The organism is Methanolobus psychrotolerans (assembly GCF_002243045.1).
GTDB lineage: Archaea > Halobacteriota > Methanosarcinia > Methanosarcinales > Methanosarcinaceae > Methanolobus > Methanolobus psychrotolerans.
This window is the reverse complement of sequence record NZ_MBKP01000006.1, coordinates 122767-137248: the sequence shown is the minus strand read 5'-3', so window position 1 is coordinate 137248 and position 14482 is coordinate 122767. Positions and strand designations below refer to the sequence as shown.

The following is a 14482-nucleotide window of genomic DNA, read 5'->3' as shown; positions in this document are numbered from 1 at the left end:
TCCACATTTGACAGGAGCCTGCACATCTTGGTTCTTTCTGTTCCTTCCATCAGTGGGGACGATCTCTCCCGTCTCTTTGTCCACCCGCCCGATCAATGTACGTCGGGCACGTGATTGTTTCTTTTCTTTATCCCAGTATGATACGGATTCATAGGCATAGGTTATCCCGGATCGGTTGTCTGTTTGATAGACAATTGCAGTCATGTGTATCAGTTCCTCGTTATGTATTAAGTATAATACATAACGATGATAAAGCTTTCGCTCCGATATGGAAGAGGTTTTGGAGATTTTAAGGCACATCAAAGGAGGAATTTATGGACACGTTATGAGTAAGCGGGAATGTAGGGAGCATAATATTAAATTATTCACCCCACTCAATAAAAATCAGAAACAAATCAATAAACTTATATCCAATGTATATTTCCTACCACTCGGTGATTTTTTGACAATTTTAGAAAAACTGTTCAATGATGATAGGGCGATAGAGCTTCCTATTAATATCGTTGTAATGCTGGTGGTTGGTATGGTTGCCCTTGCGGCACTTGTGGCTATAATCCCTCCTCCGACTAAAAACATGTCTGTGAATATTGATAACGCAGGCGAACAAAGTGCAGGTATGAATCCGGGCAACACTGTTATAGTCGGTTCGACCATAGCAAGTTCCCCGTTTGCCATCGATGTGCTGATATCCGTAGCAGATCCTGACGGATATCCTGTAAGGGAGGCCAATGTCGTACTTCGCGGGCTTGGAGGCGTTGCCACCAATACCACGGATGACAATGGTCGCTGTCTTCTCAGCACGGATACTACAAGTGGTGGCTCACCTGTCAGCCTCGGGCCGAACCAGAATGAAGGGACTATGGACCTCAGTATCTCGACCGATGGCTTCTACGATTTCGAAAAAACAGATGCTGTAATGATAGTCAGGACTTCATGATCCTGACATCTATTTTATTTTGCAGGTTTGCATGTTCTCAGACGATTCTGCATCTGTGGGTCTGCCAATAAGGATCGTGGTGCTCACGATTATTGGAATGATCGGTATATATGTGATAATCTCTTCGATCATGAGCACGCCATTTGTTCCTGGCTCGATGTATGCTGTCGCTAATTGCAGCAGTTTCAACATGACCGGAACGGTATGTGATTCTCCTGAACTTATCGTAAGCGTTTTTGACAATGACGGAAGGCCGATAGGTGGTGCGAATGTTATTGTATGGGGTCCCGGCAGGAAAAAGGCTGTAGGTGGTGTCACTGATGCCAGCGGAGAATTTGATATCAAGTTGCTGAACATCTCCCTTGCGCAGGGTAAAACCGAAGGCTATCTTTCAGTCAGGGTAATGCAGGAAGGGTATCTGGATTACACAAATGACTTTCTGGTTAAAGTAAGAAAAGTGTAAGAATTTGGTTTTGTAGTCGTATATTGACTATGCAGAACCACAGATGCACACAAATACACTCAACTTCTGCGGAGTTGAGTGCCTGCCAGACCGATGTTTAGCAGTTAATGCAGATGGGATTCTAGATCAGTGTATCCGCGTTCATCTGTGTTTATCTGCGGTTTATATATGAATAACGATACAGAGGATTTTTACAGAGCCGAGAATTTGATCTTATATTCGCCTTTGTCGATTGTGCAGAACTGCGGAGGCACACAGATCAAGTAGTTGGGTCCGCGTTCATGTGCAGCTCTTACTATTAGTTCATGTCCTTTTTCTGCTTTTACTTCATGCGCTCTTGCTGTTGGCCATATAGAACTTCAAAAGTACTGCGATTGCAAACACAAAAGCAATTGAAAATGAGAAGTAAGCCGAGCGTATGATGTCCCAGCGGCCTTGCATGATGAGGATGCCTGTCAGTGTGAGTATGAGCGCTCCCACAACACCTGAAAGCTCCACGGGCACCTTCATAGAACCTATGTTGATACGGTTGTGATTTTCTGCTTTCTCAAGACGCATGCTAAGCTGTGTGATCTCATTTTTGATCTCAAGTGTGATTGATTCAGAATCCTGGTTCTTTTCTTTTTCCAGTTGTTCTGAGAGTTTTGAGTTCTCTTCCCGAAGCTCTGTTATATGTGATTTAAGAACGGCAAGTTCAGAGTCAAGTCCCTGTAATCTGGTTTCACAGTCCAGATTTTGTAAATTGCCTTGTTTTATTTCATCAATATCAGAACGAATTGAAGCTATCTCTTCTCTTGTGTGCTCAAGAGCTTCTTCAAAATCAGTCTCATATTCCGGGATGAAGTCTTCCCGGGGTACATCCACAGAGAGTCTGCGTTCCACTGCACGCAATCGTTTTTCCACGCTTCTCACGGTCTGGTCAAGAGAGTGTAACCTGCCGTTGAGGTCTTCTTTTATCTGGTTTTCGTTTTTCATATGGTCTGTCCACCAACAGACCTGCCTTTTTTTACTCAAGCTATTAAAATACTTCGATTTTCACTCAGATAATTGGAGAGTTATACTCTCAGGAGTTACGTTGAGGACGTAGTACTTCTTCTTATCCAGCATTATGTATGTAGACTTTTTAGGAAAGAACAGATTCAGACCATGTCCCTGATAACTTTTTGACAATAGAAGTCCGATAGAAAAGGTATTCTCCGCGGACATCCCGCCGTATAGTATGTCTAAGGAGGTTCCAAATAAGCTGGTTCTGAGCTGTTTCCTTTCCCCAGTCCCAATTGTAAATGCTTCCGCCATGTTTTGATCCCCTACACTGTTCTCAATTCTTCTATTTGGACCCAGGCTGGTTTACCAGCAGATACCTTCATAATCGATCTTGGTGTTCATATCCTTTGGATCGATCAGGTGCCTGCCGTCAATGACCACACGGTTGGCCATGGCCTCAAACTCCTTGTCCAGTTTCCTGAACTCGTCCCATTCTGTCATGATAAGGCACCCGTCTGCTTCTTCCAGTGCCTGTGCTGCGCTCTTGCAGTATGTGACATCGTGGAATATCCTTTTCATACTTTCCTCTGCCATGGGGTCGTATGCGGCTATGTCAGCCTCAAGGCGCAGCAGTTCAGCTATTACCGGGATGGAGCGGGATTCCCGTATATCATCGGTGTCGTTCTTAAATGCCAGACCAAGCACGGCTATTCTCTTGTTCCTGAGATCACCGAGCTTCTTCTGGAGCAGTTCAACCATCTTCAGGGGCTGCCTTTCATTGACATCTACCACCGAGCGCAGGAGCTGTGGTTCATACCCGATGTCCTTTGCCTTGCCTATGATGGCCTTGACATCCTTGGGGAAACACGAACCTCCAAACCCTGCACCGCAGTTGAGGAACCTGCGCTCTATCCTGAAGTCTGTACCCACGGCATCCATGACCTCATATGTGTTGATGCCAAGACGTTTGCAGATGTTGCCCACCTCGTTGGCGAAGGATATCTTGGTAGCCAGGAATGAGTTGTTGACGTATTTGATCATCTCGGCTGTCCTGGGATTGGTGCGCGTGACCTCACATTCCAGCCTGCGGTAGAGTTCGGACACTACAAAGGCCGACCTCTCATCTATCGCACCCACCACGATCTTGTCAGGATGCATGAAATCATAGACAGCCTTGCCTTCTCTCAAAAACTCCGGGTTCATCACGACCCCGAAATCCTTCCCTGCCTTTTTACCGGAGTACTCCTCAACGAGCGGCAGCACAACCTTCTCAGTTGTCTCCGGCACCACGGTACTCTTGACAACAACCACATGGTAATGATCTTTCTTTGCTATCGCTTTCCCAAGGCTGGCGCTTGCCGCCTTCACAATGGAGAGGTCGATGCTCCCGTCTTCATCCGAGGGCGTCCCCACACAGATAAACGATGCATCGGAGTTCTGCACTGCATAATCATAATCGGAGGTTGCAATAAGCGTCTTCTGCGTATGCTTTGCCAGTAGCTCATCCAGCCCCTCCTCCCAGATAGGCGCAATCCCTGCATTGATCTGCTTTACTTTCTCCTCGTCAATGTCAATACAGATAACATCGTGCCCCAGTTCCGCAAAGCAGGCGGCTGAGACGGAACCGACGTAGCCTGAACCTATAATAGATACTTTCATGATGAGATTCTCCTTGTGGTAGAAGATTGTTTGGGAGTGTATATTAGGGTGTTGTTTTAATAATAAATCATAAGTTTTATATTTAGTAGATCAGTTATTATATATTGTCACAATATCTATATTTGATGACTCTGCAGGATTTACATTTGAAAGGGTTCTATGATTCGGATAAAGATTCTTTATTGTTAGACTTTTATATACCTGCACTTTGTGAGTCTATTAGTTACAAAAGAATAGCTGGTTATTTTTCCTCGAATTCGCTTGCAATTTCTGCAAGAGGAATATCTGGACTCATCAATAATGGTGGCAATATACAACTTATTGCTAATGTCGTGCTATCTGAAGATGATCAAGAGACGATAAAGGAAGTCATTTATCAAAAAGAGCAAGAAATCCTTTCTGAAATTGATTCAATGGAAGATGTAATAAAAAAAGGTCACTTGAAGATGCTTGCATGGCTCTTGAAAAATGGCAAATTGGAAATAAAGATTGCAAAAGTGAACAATGGCTTAGAACACAAAAAGAAAGGAATCCTTGAAGATTTTGAAGGGAACGTTGTATCTTTCAGTGGATCAGATAATGAAACTGTGAGTGGTTGGCTACATAATCATGAAGATTTCCATGTGTTTTGTAGTTGGATAGATGGTGATTTTGAGAGACACTTAGAACCAGACCTTGAAAGCTTCCAAAAACTATGGGACAATGAGACTAACAAAGTGACAGTCTACGAAATATCCGAAGCGTTTAAACGGGGTTTTATTAAGAATGCACCTAAGGACGAAGCAGAATTTCAAACCCTCTCACATGAAATGGTTCAGCGTATGAATAAACAATATTCGATAAGTTCATCTTCTATGTCTTTAAAAGAAGAACCATCTCGCTACACTTTATCTAAATATTTAAGGGATTATCAAGAAGAAGCAATTGAAAAATGGGAGTTGAATGGTTGTCAAGGTATCCTTAAGATGGCTACCGGTACTGGTAAGACCTTCACTGCAATTAATGCAATAGAGAGATATCTTTCTAGGCAAAATGAAGGATTTGTAGTGATTGTAGCACCAAAGCAACTACTTGTGTCTCAATGGTCTGATGAACTAAAGAAATTAGGTTATTCCAATGTTGTTGAAGTAATGAAAGACAGTTCCAAATGGGAGAAGGAACTGAAAGCCTCTTTGCTTAAAATGGAACTTGGAAGGGAAAAAGAAGTTTTTGCAGTAGCTACCTATGCATCTTTCAGTTCAGAGAAATTCAAATCTATCATTGATTCAGTAAACAATAATGTCTTATTAGTTTGCGATGAAATGCATAATTCGTGGGCACCAGAATATAAAAAAGGTTTTCTAGGTAAGTATCAGAAAAAATTAGGCTTGAGTGCCACTCCTGAGAGGTATATGGATGATGGAGGAACTCAGGAAATGTTGGAGTATTTTGGAGGTGTGGTCTTTGAGTTTAGTCTAAAAGATGCAATCCCTATGTTCCTCACGGAGTACGAATATCACGCAGAATTGGTTCATTTGACTTCTGAAGAGAAGTACGAGTATGATGCCTCTACGAGTACTATTTCTAAAATGATTGCAGCAAACGATGGTAAAATCAATGAAAAGATTCTCTTAAAGATACTACAAAGAGCACGAATTGTAACAAATTCTGAATCTAAATGGGACGCCTTTGATAAAATACTTGATAGTATCTCAGACATCAAGAAAACTTTGGTATATTGCTCTCCTCAGCAAATTGAAAAAGTAATGACGATGCTGCGCTATAGAAAAATCCCAACTCATAAAATTACTTACAAAGAGCCTCTTAAATTCAGAAAAGAGATTATTGAAAAATTCATTGATGATAATTATCGGGTTATAGTTGCCATAAAGGTCTTAGATGAGGGGATTGACGTACCTGGGATTGAAAGGGCAATAATCCTTGCTAATAGCGGTAATCCAATAGAGTATGTACAAAGAAGAGGAAGGATTCTAAGAAAAAGTCCTGGTAAGGATTTCTCAATAATACATGATATACTTGTTTTTCCATGGGAGGACATTCCTTCCACTATATCCAATTCTGATATATCTATGATTAAAAAGGAGCTTTTCAGGATAGAGGAGTTTTCAAAGGCATCAGTTAACCCTCTGGAAGTATTGAACCAAATATCCCATTATTATCGATTAGTAGAAGATTGGTGATTTAATGAAAAAATCAGAACTTAACGTCATAATTACTAGAAAGATAGAATCTCTCGATGAGACTGAGCACATGAAAGAGTTTCTCTACAAAGTACTTACACTTGAAAAAAGTAATATAGGCTCTCCAGAAGATAAATACATAAAAAGCTTTACTAGTAGCGCAATCGATTTTAGTAAAAAGGAGTTGGATTCTTAATGTGGATATCAAAGATTAGTATTAAGAATTTTCGGCCTTTCTATGGAGAACAAGAAATCATCTTTGATGAAGGTTCAAAAGACAAGTTCACTATAATTGAAGCTAAAGCAGATACTGGGAAAACATCTCTGTTATCTGCAATCTCATGGTGCTTGTATGAGAAAGATATCGGTGATTTGGATAAAGAGAGGGCTCACAATGTATTTAATTTGCAAAGAAAGGATGAACTTGAAGAAGGTGCAATTGATGATCTCAAGGTAGAAATAACACTCAATGAAGATTACTCAAATTTGCCAAAGTACATTATAGAAAGAGAGTGTGTTTTCCAGAAATCAGGCGCAAGAATGGTTCCTATTCGAATACCAAGTGTAAAAGTAAGTGAATGGAATGATTCAAACGATTCTGTGATATATGATACTCCGGCTACTCAGGCTTTTTGTAGAAACATTATCAACTCCATACTCCCTGAAGATATTCATATGTTCTTTTTGTTCGAAGGTGAAAAGCTAGAGAAGCATTTTTCGTTTAACAATAGTGAAAACATCAAATCTTCGATAGAGAAAATATCTCAGATAGAATATGTAAAATCTGCTCATCTTCATTTAAAAAAGGCACGTGAAAAAGTTCATAGTGTAAAAAATGAGTCAAAAGGGGATAAAGAGCTTGAAAGAAACCTATCTTTGATAGATGAACGTCGTTCAAGGATAGAAGATATAGAAATAAAAATCAAAAACGCAAATCTGGATATACAAAGAGCAGAATCAAGAATAAATGAGATTGATTTAGAGTTAGATAAGGTCAACGTTCCTTTGCTTAAAGAATGGGCTTCTAAAAGAGCTAATTTGGAAAAATCCAATAATGAATTAAATAATACATATAAGAACCTTCAGAAAGAGATTACTTCTTCTCTTGTAAAGACTGTTCCACATGCAATTTGTAGGGATGCGCTTGAATCAATGTTGAAAAGTATTGAAGTTTCAGAGCGCAAAGATGAACTCCCTCCTAAAATAAAAAATGTTTATATCCGTGAATTATTGGATAAAAAAACGTGTATATGTGGAAGAAATTTAGACCCTGATTTTGATGAAGAGAGTCACAAAGCATGCGAAATTTTACTCGAAACACTTAAACAAAACGATTTAAGTGATCTATCTCAAACTTTGATAGAAGGAAGATTTCATATAATCGATCTCTTGAAAAAGGTTCCTCAAACACTTCTTGATCAAAGGATGGCAAGTTTGAGTAACTTGAAAGATATTGAGACAACTATAAGTGCTAATAATGCTGAAATAGCTGAAATCAATGAAAAAGCCAAAGACATTAATGAAAAAGGCATTAAATCATTGAATGAAGAAAGAATGAGATTGAGAGACGGACTTAAGGTACAAGAACAAGCAGTTGGCAGATTAGAGGGTGCCATCAGAAAAGTTGAAGCTGAAATTTCGACCTTATCTCGTGAAAATGATAATATTGCAAAGAAAATGAATGGATATGAGCAGACAAAAATAACTGCAGAATTCATGGACCGTGCAATAAAACATCTTCATTCTATACACAAAGACATATTGGCAGAAGTAAGAAATACGGTTGAACAGAAAACTTTTGAGTCATTTAAGAATCTTCACTGGGATCAAACTAACTATACAGTTTTTTCGATAGGTGCAGATTATAAGATGAAGTTAAAAGATGAAAATGAAAATGAGAAAATCCTCGATATCTCTAGCGGTACTAAACAAGTATTGTTACTTTCTTATATTGCCGCTTTATCAGAGGTTTCTGGTTTCAAGTTCCCAATTTTCATAGATACGCCCCTTGCGAACACTGACAATGAGCAAAGGATGAATATTGCAGAAAAATTTCCTAACTATCTAAGGGATAACCAAGTGATACTTCTAGTAAAAGATCAGGAATACACTCCTTCGTTCCGTGAAAAGATATATTCCAGAGTGAACCAAGAAATGCGAATGATAAAAGAAGGTGCTAGCACAAAGGTGAGACCATGGGAATAAGGGATATATTTGGAAGGAATATCAATATCAATCATGAGATTAGAGATAGGTATGATAATGTTTCTTCAGGTTTTATGTTTAAAGATAACCCCGACTTGAAAGATAATAAACATATATTCATGCTTTGTCTTGCTTTAGGCTACAGGGTTAACAATCGATTACCTTTCAAAGATCCAGTTGGTCTTCTGAACGTTTCTAGTTTTTCAGATGAAGACCTATGGACAATAGCATCGATTGCTGTTGACGAAACAAAGGATTTAAAGTTCATCACAAATGGACCTGAAATGAAAAAAATAGCTTCAGAGTATGCTCATGGTGGACTAGCCGAATTGGAGCAACTGATAGCTGATTATGGTAGTGATGAAGCGCTGGAACTGGCCCTTGAAAAGATTGCAAGGGAATCATTAGATGCTTAATCATTCCCGTTATTCTTAAAATAATTAATCAAGGCATTCCACAAAATAGTTACAGGCATACATTCCTGCAATAACTCTCACAGGGACCTTGTCCCTGTCTATTGCAATCATTTTTCCAGAATTGTTTGCAAAGACATCATCGTTTGGGAAATGCATGTCAACAAGTTCTTTCATTTTCTGAAGTGCACGTTCAGGTGTAATATATTCGCTCTCACATCTGGCTATATATGCCTCTTGCAAATGCATATGGTTCATATCAAGAACTCCAAACTCCTCGTGTACGTCCTCTTTAAACTTCTCAAAACCTTGTATTTCCTTTACAATGCTACCAACATCGCATTCCTCAGGTCTACACATCAGCGCACTTTTCCCGCTACCCTGATGCAGAACACATGACCATTTAATCTCTCCTTTATCAAAATCTGAGTCTTTATTGCTTAGTTCCACTCTGAATCCTCTTATTTTCATATAGGGGATATGTATGGCAAATTTTGCGTTTGGTTTTTTGTTGCAAGGTTCTTTTAGTTTTCTTTTAGTACCTGTAAGGTCTACAGATGGTTTTGCGTTTTGTAGAGGAATGAACTCCTTTGGAGGCTCAATTTCCTCGTTGATGAGAATGGCCTTGGCAAGGGCTGAGGACAACTTAGGACAGACTGCATTGCCAACAAGTCTATATTTCGAGTTCTCGTTTCCAGCTTCGAATTGGTAAGTAATGGGAAATGCCATGAAAGACGATATTTCTCTAATGGTTGGTAAACGGTAACCGATATGCTTTTCCTTCTCATTGACCGCGGCAAGTATCATAGCTTCCCTAGTAGATGCGGATCTGGTTGCTACGACAGTTCTACTTGGGCGGTCAAGATCCTCAGGGAACGACATTTTTCCCATGAAACCATGGTCCTCTTTCAGTCTCTTAGCGCTCTCCCATTCGAAATCCGCAACCCTAGTATCATAGAAATGGTCAGTGAGCGAATTTGCAGGGATTGATAATTTGTAGTTTGGATCAGTGATTGTTCCTTTGTGTTCCTTCTCGAAGGGATTTCTCAAAGCTTCCAGTACTTGTCTTGCTGTGATCCAATCCGATTCGTTCTCACATGTAGATTTTGGGGATGGATAATTTCCACAAAAGAACCTTTTCCGCGTTTGAGGTGCACCATAATTGGCAGCGTTCAATATTTCTTTTTTCTCTATCTTCAAATCGGGTCCTTTTCCAGGAAGGTCAAGTTCCTTCCATGTATAACTGTCCTTTATGTAGTTTCCTGCGTTGGGAACATTTTCAAGTATCCAGTACTTGAGCTGTCCTTTCCTCTTTTTCCACGATATTATACGAAGATATGTCTTAATTAACTCTATACCGTGGCTCTTATCTGCTTTTCCTGATTTGTTGGAATTTGAGAATGATACACAGGGTGGACTTCCGATAATGACATCAACATCAGGAACTATTTCATCAATCTTCTCTGGGGTATCCAGTTCCAATATGTCCATTTTCATAGCATTGCAGTTAGGATGGTTCTGATGATGCGTATCGATAGCAGGTTGCCAGTTATCTAAAGCAAAGACTATATCAAAGTCGTTTTGTCTAAAGCCTTCAGAGAAGCCACCAGCTCCACAGAAGAAATCTGCTACTGTCAATCGCCTTTTTTCCATATTCGAAGAAATACATCATAATAATATATATCTATTGATCTCATTTTGATAATATATTATTTTTAGTCTTGATGACTCGTGTTTTATAGGTTGATTAGAGATAATGTGCTAGCATGTACATAAGAGACGGCCGTGCCCCTATCCCCGAATCAGAAGCAACATCTCGAGTAATGAGTGCAAACACGGGGAAGAACACCAAACCTGAGATTGCCTTCAGGAAAACACTAAGGGATGTAGGCATTTCAGGTTATAGACTTCATTGGAAAAAGGCTCCAGGCAGCCCAGATATTGCCTATCCTGGTAGGAAGATTGCAATATTTGTCCACGGTTGCTATTGGCATCGTTGTCCTTATTGCGACCTCCCTCTTCCAAAGTCCCATACTGACTTTTGGGCAGAGAAATTCAGGAAGAACAAAGAAAGGGATGCGAAGAAAAAAGCAGCTTTAGAAACAGAGGGTTGGGATGTTCTGGTTTTTTGGGAATGTCAGATAAAAAGAGATGTTATTGATTGTGCTGAGAAAGTGAAAGAACTTTATGACCGGAAATCCTGAAGACTTCCGGTATACAAGAAGGGTTTTCTAATTATATCTAAGAGGTGACCACAACCTTTTCTAACATATGTAGTCACCTCCTCATCTATTTCCCATACCGCTCCACCAGAAACTTCACCACATCCTCGCCAGGATACTTTTGCAGGTAATGATAATACCTGTCCCTGTCCTCGAATAGTATATTGATCGGCGGGTAGCCATGCTTTAGCAGGACGTAATTCAGAAGCAGTCTTCCGGCCGGAGATCACTGGCATCTCAGGCACTTGCAACATCAACCTTTGCGATCTCGCCGAAGACTCTTGCCTGCTCTTCAGCGACCTCAAGCACAAGCTCAATTGCCCCCTTGATATTTTCAAGGGCTTCTTCTCTGGTATCTCCCTCGCTGATAGCTGCCGGAAGCTCAAGGCAATGTGCAGTGTATCCGCCATCTTCTGCAACTTCAAGAGCGATCGTGCACTCCCTAATTATTCATCCGTGGTTCTTGTATATTAAATTGATTTCCCGGCAAGCGTACTTTTACTAAAAGAGTTCTGTAGGCGATCATACCTCAACGGCAATATTGGTTCAGAGAATTCACGCAGATGCGCAGATCTTCTACCGGTCCCCGCACAGCCGGAGCGCACCGTCTCACTCGATAGCCATTACAATGCGGGTCAACAGCTCGCTTTCCGGTACTTCCATAGGTGAATTGTAATAATACTCGTAGGCAATGCCCTTTGGCTTGTATCCGTGTTCTCCGATCCATTTCATCATGTCGTTGTAAGGTTTTTCCATGCCTGCGTAGGGGCCCTTGTACATCATGGATACATATTTTCCTGCGGGTATCTCCGATCTGTTTATCTCACCGCTACCATCCAGTGGCCTGAGGACCGGGAAGCCTATCTCCAGGTCAAGGTCCTCCATATCCATATTATAGTACGCGACAAAGGGTGCGCAGGCAGGCTGCTGGCCTATCTTCTCCAGATACTGCATGATCTTCCCGTAGTTCTCCCTGATTATGCGGGGAAGGTCCCGGACCGCCGCCCTGGTCCTGATCGACAGGACTGGCTGTGCTTTTTCTTCTTTCATCTCGATTCCGTCTTTCATGTGCACATCTCCAAAATTGAGTATAAACAACTGCGTATTCCTGGTAAATATCTTTTATTATTTTGATTCAGCAGAACCATAATTTGAAAAACCTTCCCGTCGTTAACCTCTATATTTGAAAAAATAGCATCCTTTCAGTTGTAACTAAAAGGGTATCATGCAAGGTAAGGAACGACAAGGAACAAATGAAGAGAAGGGAATCCAATGAAGAAGGCGAAGCAAAGTATAAGGTGTAATTATTGTGGTGAGGTTTTCGGGAAAATTGCCATAAAAAGGCATCTGGAGAACTGTAATGTCCGGAAAGAACAAAATCCGCCAGGCAGAGAGCTATATTATTGCATTCAGGTCAAAGGCCTTTACAGGAAAGAATATTGCATGTATCTTGATGCATCCGCCAACGCATCTTTAAAGGACCTGGACCAGTTCCTGAGGGACAAGTGGCTGGAATGCTGCGGACATCTGAGTATGTTCAGCATCGGCGGCGAGACATACGATTCCCATCCGGATCCGTATCTTATGTATGAAAGAAACAGGGATATGAAGGCGAAGTTGAAGGATGTTCTGTCCGAAGGACTCGAATTCATGTATGAGTATGATTTCGGCTCGACCACTGAACTGGTACTGAAGGTATTATCAGTAAGTCTGGGAGTCAAAAGGAAAGAAAGAGTAGTACTCATGGCGCGCAACTTACCTCCTGTTTTTGCATGCGTGGAATGTGGGGAACCTGCAACACAGGTATGTGCTGAATGCAGTTACGAAGAACTTGCGTTATATTGCGATGAATGTTGCAAGGAACATGAATGTGGTGAGGATATGATGCTTCCCGTTGTCAATTCTCCCCGGATGGGAGTTTGCGCTTACTGCGGAGAAGACGATTAAGTTCTCCCAGCTTTTTTAAAAAGGATACATGAAGGAGTCCGTGGGATTTTCGGCCAGCATCTCATCTCCTGTTACGCCGAAGCAGTTACTGGACAACGATAAAGGTAAAAGAAACACTATCAAATAAATGTCTATGGAAATAAAAATCCCTGAAATTGGGATATGCGGGCTTTCCTGCAGGCTTTGTCCAAATTATCACATGACCACAGAAAGCCGGTGCCTAGGCTGTAAAAGCGAAGGCAGAATGGCAGTAGGTTGTCCTTTTATCACCTGCGCAGTAAAGAAGAAAGGGATTGAGTTCTGCTGGGATTGCAAGGAAAATGAGACTTGTGAGAAGTGGGAAAAACACAGGACAGCCGGGAAAAAGAGTGATTCATTCAAATGTTATCAGAAACTTGAAGACGATATTGCCTTTATCCAAAAAAATGGAGTTCATGAGTTTGAAAAATCACAAAAGGTCAGAGAACAATTGCTAAACCGAATGTTGCAGGAATTTAACGAAGGTCGTTCCAAAAGTTATTATTGTATTGCAACAACGGTTCTGGAGATTGGGGAACTAGAAGAAGCACTGGAAAAAGCAAAAAACAGTTCTGAAGGACTAGACCTTAAGGGAAGATCTAAATTGCTCCATTCTATATTAGACGAAATTGCCGCCCGGAAACAGTATCACTTGAAACTGAGGAAATGGACCGCTACAAAGATTCACGGGAATTCATCGGGCCAGTCTGGGAAATCGTCGACTTCATAGAGGAATATTTCGACAAGAACCTGAAAGTGGCAGGTGGCTCCATGAGAGGATGGAAAAGAGGTGATTTTCCTGAATATCCTCCTGAAGCACTCAGGGAGGCTGTCATTAACGCACTCACACATCGCAACTATTTCGATCCTTCCGAGGTCCAGATATTCATCTTCCCTACAAGGATAAGAATCAAGAACCCTGGCAATTTCCCTCCGGGAGTAACTCCAGATGAACCTTCCCACAAGCCCCGCAATCCTCTGCTTTCACAATACATGTATGATATGGGATATATCGAAAAATACGGCTCAGGTATAAACAGGATCAAAGAAGTGTGCTCAAAGCATCCTCTTGTTGATGTTGAATTCATTCTTAAGCCATATCGTACAGAGATTGTTTTCACAAAGAAGACAATTTCAGAGCTTGACGAGATCGACGATACGATCATACGATTACTAAAAAGTACCCGTGTTTCCACAAGTGGGGAACTTAGCCAGGAGCTTGGTCTCTCCGAAGTCAGCGTTCTCAAGCGTGTTAACAAGCTCATATCCACCGGTCATGTTATAAGAATCGGCAGTGGTCCCTCCACTAAATACTCTGCGGCCGTTATCTTCGAAAACCAGGAATAAATTATCGTTAACTTTACGATTTAACGATAACTTTCCTTCTGTGAATAAAAGTATCAGCAGGATACATTATGAATAGGGATTATCGTTAACCCTATGTTAACGATTTT

16 protein-coding genes are annotated in these 14482 nt (G+C 40.9%); 10 read left to right on the top strand and 6 right to left on the bottom strand.

Annotated features, from left to right (window positions below; translation table 11 throughout):
- Positions 1–204, bottom strand: a 204-nt coding sequence (locus tag BB781_RS03810) for a hypothetical protein (RefSeq protein ID WP_207205233.1), incomplete at its 3' end; no start/stop codon positions are given.
- 238 nt (positions 205–442) lie between these two features.
- Here BB781_RS03810 and BB781_RS03805 point away from each other — a divergent pair.
- Complete coding sequence (locus BB781_RS03805) at positions 443–937, top strand: carboxypeptidase regulatory-like domain-containing protein (RefSeq protein WP_207205232.1); 495 nt, start codon at positions 443–445, stop codon at positions 935–937.
- Between the two features lie 31 nt (positions 938–968).
- Positions 969–1400, top strand: coding sequence for a carboxypeptidase-like regulatory domain-containing protein (locus BB781_RS03800; RefSeq protein WP_094227166.1), 432 nt, complete (start codon positions 969–971; stop codon positions 1398–1400).
- 327 nt (positions 1401–1727) lie between these two features.
- Here the strand turns inward: BB781_RS03800 and BB781_RS03795 are convergent, their stop codons facing one another.
- Genes BB781_RS03795 through BB781_RS03785 form a run of 3 tightly spaced genes read right to left on the bottom strand, consistent with a single transcriptional unit; the run spans position 1728 to position 4043 of the window.
- Positions 1728–2375, bottom strand: coding sequence for a hypothetical protein (locus BB781_RS03795; RefSeq protein ID WP_094227165.1), 648 nt, complete (start codon positions 2373–2375; stop codon positions 1728–1730).
- A 60-nt stretch (positions 2376–2435) separates the two neighbouring features.
- Entirely contained in the window at positions 2436–2696 is a 261-nt protein-coding gene (locus tag BB781_RS03790; RefSeq protein WP_094227164.1) for a hypothetical protein, read from the bottom strand.
- Positions 2697–2747: 51 nt separating this feature from the next.
- Entirely contained in the window at positions 2748–4043 is a 1296-nt protein-coding gene (locus BB781_RS03785) for a UDP-glucose dehydrogenase family protein (RefSeq protein ID WP_094227163.1), read from the bottom strand.
- A gap of 125 nt (positions 4044–4168) precedes the next feature.
- On the opposite strand from BB781_RS03785, the gene BB781_RS03780 reads away from it, so the two are divergent.
- Genes BB781_RS03780 through BB781_RS03765 form a run of 4 tightly spaced genes read left to right on the top strand, consistent with a single transcriptional unit; the run spans position 4169 to position 8844 of the window.
- Positions 4169–6223: a DEAD/DEAH box helicase family protein gene (locus BB781_RS03780; protein ID WP_094227162.1), complete on the top strand. Its 2055-nt coding sequence runs from the start codon at positions 4169–4171 to the stop codon at positions 6221–6223.
- A gap of 4 nt (positions 6224–6227) precedes the next feature.
- Positions 6228–6419, top strand: a complete 192-nt coding sequence (locus BB781_RS03775) for a hypothetical protein (RefSeq protein WP_094227161.1) — start codon at positions 6228–6230, stop codon at positions 6417–6419.
- On the top strand, positions 6419–8428 hold the full coding sequence (locus BB781_RS03770; RefSeq protein WP_094227160.1) for an AAA family ATPase: 2010 nt from the start codon (positions 6419–6421) through the stop codon (positions 8426–8428). Before BB781_RS03775 ends, BB781_RS03770 begins: the two co-directional genes overlap by 1 nt.
- Positions 8419–8844 (top strand): hypothetical protein, encoded by a 426-nt coding sequence (locus tag BB781_RS03765; RefSeq protein ID WP_094227159.1) that lies wholly within the window; start codon positions 8419–8421, stop codon positions 8842–8844. Before BB781_RS03770 ends, BB781_RS03765 begins: the two co-directional genes overlap by 10 nt.
- Positions 8845–8868: 24 nt before the next feature.
- Here the strand turns inward: BB781_RS03765 and BB781_RS03760 are convergent, their stop codons facing one another.
- Positions 8869–10494, bottom strand: coding sequence for a DNA cytosine methyltransferase (locus BB781_RS03760; RefSeq protein ID WP_094227158.1), 1626 nt, complete (start codon positions 10492–10494; stop codon positions 8869–8871).
- Positions 10495–10607: 113 nt separating this feature from the next.
- Here BB781_RS03760 and BB781_RS03755 point away from each other — a divergent pair, with 113 nt between their 5' ends.
- The gene (locus BB781_RS03755) at positions 10608–11045 is read left to right on the top strand and encodes a very short patch repair endonuclease (protein ID WP_094227157.1); all 438 of its coding nucleotides are present in this window, start codon (positions 10608–10610) and stop codon (positions 11043–11045) included.
- 627 nt (positions 11046–11672) lie between these two features.
- Here the strand turns inward: BB781_RS03755 and BB781_RS03745 are convergent.
- Positions 11673–12131, bottom strand: coding sequence for a GyrI-like domain-containing protein (locus BB781_RS03745; protein ID WP_094227156.1), 459 nt, complete (start codon positions 12129–12131; stop codon positions 11673–11675).
- A gap of 204 nt (positions 12132–12335) precedes the next feature.
- On the opposite strand from BB781_RS03745, the gene BB781_RS03740 reads away from it, so the two are divergent.
- From BB781_RS03740 to BB781_RS03730, 3 genes are all read left to right on the top strand, one after another.
- On the top strand, positions 12336–13010 hold the full coding sequence (locus tag BB781_RS03740; protein ID WP_094227155.1) for an IS1096 element passenger TnpR family protein: 675 nt from the start codon (positions 12336–12338) through the stop codon (positions 13008–13010).
- A 127-nt stretch (positions 13011–13137) separates the two neighbouring features.
- Positions 13138–13758, top strand: coding sequence for a DUF3795 domain-containing protein (locus tag BB781_RS03735; RefSeq protein ID WP_242492517.1), 621 nt, complete (start codon positions 13138–13140; stop codon positions 13756–13758).
- Positions 13695–14375, top strand: coding sequence for an ATP-binding protein (locus tag BB781_RS03730; protein ID WP_094227154.1), 681 nt, complete (start codon positions 13695–13697; stop codon positions 14373–14375). The genes BB781_RS03735 and BB781_RS03730 overlap by 64 nt, the downstream gene beginning before the upstream one ends.
- Positions 14376–14482 lie beyond the last annotated feature (107 nt).

Excerpts from the sequence above, each read along its gene's own strand:
- BB781_RS03780 (WP_094227162.1), top strand. The coding sequence starts at position 4,169 with ATGACTCTGCAGGATTTACATTTGAAAGGGTTCTATGATTCGGATAAA.
- BB781_RS03790 (WP_094227164.1), bottom strand. The coding sequence starts at position 2,696 with ATGGCGGAAGCATTTACAATTGGGACTGGGGAAAGGAAACAGCTCAGA.
- BB781_RS03795 (WP_094227165.1), bottom strand. The coding sequence starts at position 2,375 with ATGAAAAACGAAAACCAGATAAAAGAAGACCTCAACGGCAGGTTACAC.
- BB781_RS03775 (WP_094227161.1), top strand. The coding sequence starts at position 6,228 with ATGAAAAAATCAGAACTTAACGTCATAATTACTAGAAAGATAGAATCT.
- BB781_RS03745 (WP_094227156.1), bottom strand. The coding sequence starts at position 12,131 with ATGAAAGACGGAATCGAGATGAAAGAAGAAAAAGCACAGCCAGTCCTG.
- BB781_RS03800 (WP_094227166.1), top strand. The coding sequence starts at position 969 with ATGTTCTCAGACGATTCTGCATCTGTGGGTCTGCCAATAAGGATCGTG.
- BB781_RS03770 (WP_094227160.1), top strand. The coding sequence starts at position 6,419 with ATGTGGATATCAAAGATTAGTATTAAGAATTTTCGGCCTTTCTATGGA.
- BB781_RS03785 (WP_094227163.1), bottom strand. The coding sequence starts at position 4,043 with ATGAAAGTATCTATTATAGGTTCAGGCTACGTCGGTTCCGTCTCAGCC.
- BB781_RS03730 (WP_094227154.1), top strand. The coding sequence starts at position 13,695 with ATGGACCGCTACAAAGATTCACGGGAATTCATCGGGCCAGTCTGGGAA.
- BB781_RS03765 (WP_094227159.1), top strand. The coding sequence starts at position 8,419 with ATGGGAATAAGGGATATATTTGGAAGGAATATCAATATCAATCATGAG.
- BB781_RS03740 (WP_094227155.1), top strand. The coding sequence starts at position 12,336 with ATGAAGAAGGCGAAGCAAAGTATAAGGTGTAATTATTGTGGTGAGGTT.
- BB781_RS03755 (WP_094227157.1), top strand. The coding sequence starts at position 10,608 with ATGTACATAAGAGACGGCCGTGCCCCTATCCCCGAATCAGAAGCAACA.
- BB781_RS03760 (WP_094227158.1), bottom strand. The coding sequence starts at position 10,494 with ATGGAAAAAAGGCGATTGACAGTAGCAGATTTCTTCTGTGGAGCTGGT.
- BB781_RS03735 (WP_242492517.1), top strand. The coding sequence starts at position 13,138 with ATGTCTATGGAAATAAAAATCCCTGAAATTGGGATATGCGGGCTTTCC.